The organism is Planomonospora parontospora, assembly GCA_014647935.1.
In the GTDB taxonomy this organism is placed as follows: Bacteria; Actinomycetota; Actinomycetes; order Streptosporangiales; family Streptosporangiaceae; genus Planomonospora; species Planomonospora parontospora.
Window position 1 is genome coordinate 1 of sequence record BMQD01000087.1, and the last position, 1,307, is coordinate 1,307.

Here is a 1,307-nt window from a genome sequence, read left to right on the forward strand (position 1 = left end):
TTGTCCAGCACCTGGCGCAGCCGTACCGGGTCGGCGCGCACGGGCAGGTGGTGCTCCAGCGCCACCTCGACGGTCAGGTGCTTGGCCGCGGCGGCGGCCCGGTGCTCGTCGACGGCCTGGCGCACCAGCCGGGTCAGCGAGACGGGCCGGGGGTCGACGGCGGTGTGGCCGGCGTCCAGGCGGGCCAGGTCGAGCAGGTCGTCGACCAGGTGCTGCAGGTGGGCGCTCCTGCGGTCGATGACGTCGGCGAACATGCGCTGCTCGCCGGTCAGGCCGGGGTCGCCGGTGAGCAGGTCGGCGTAGCTGCGGATCATGGCGACGGGGGAGCGGATCTCGTGGCTGACCAGGGCGACGAGCTCGTCCTTCATCCGGTCCAGCTCACGCAGCCGGCGGACCTGCTCGCGTTCGGCGGCGAGCAGGTGCTCGCGTTCGGCGGCGATCCGGTGGCGTTCGGTGACGTCGGTGGAGATGCCGTCGGCCAGCAGGCGGCCGTCCTCGCGGCGGGGGGCGGCGCGGGTCCAGATCCAGCGGGTGACGCCGTCCAGGCCGGTGAGGCGGTACTCGGCCTGGACGGGCCGCCCGGCGCGGACCCCGGCGAGCAGCCCGTCGAAGGCCTGCCGGTCCTCGGGGTGGACCCGCTCGCCGATGAAGGCGGCGGCGTCGACGCCGAGGGGGACGTGGCCGCCGAGGATCCCGGTGGTGCTCCCGCCCTGGTAGATCCAGCGGGCCGCGCCGTCCTGCTCGATCTCGGCGCTCCACACCAGGTCGTCGAGCTGGGCGACGACCCGGTCGAAGCGGCGCCGGCTGGCGGTCAGGGCCAGGGCGAGGTCCTCGGCGCGGCGGCGCTCCATGAAGCGGCCGACGTGCGCGCAGACGCCGCCGAGCAGGTCGAGCAGGTCGTCGTCGGGTTCCTCGGCGGTGTCGGTGAAGAAGGTCAGCACGGCCAGCACGCGCTCGCCGCTGCGCACCGGCAGCCCCACGGCGGTGCGCAGGCCGGCCTCGAGCGCCTGCCCGTCGCGGACGAGCCGGTCCGGCTCGGTGTTCAGGTCGCGGATCCACACCGGCCGGCCGGAGTCGACGACCCGGCCGGGAAGGCCCTGCCCGGAGCGGACGGTCATCGCGTCCGGGCCGGTGAAGGCCGACAGGTCCCGGCCGGGCCGCGTCCAGGCGCCGGTGCGGGTGAGGAGGGCGCGCTCCGGGTCGCTCTGCCAGTACTCGCCGCAGGCCCAGCCGAGCGTGCCGCCGATCGCGCCGATCACGCCGCAGGCGGCCTGCTCGACGGAGCCGGCGTCGGCCAGCGCCCTGGT

Annotated in this window: 1 protein-coding gene; it reads right to left on the bottom strand. The window is 76.1% G+C overall.

Going from position 1 to position 1,307, the window contains the following annotated elements; translation table 11 throughout:
• Positions 1-1,307, bottom strand: a 1,307-nt coding sequence (locus tag IEZ07_RS35225) for a histidine kinase dimerization/phospho-acceptor domain-containing protein (protein WP_191898764.1), incomplete at both ends; no start/stop codon positions are given.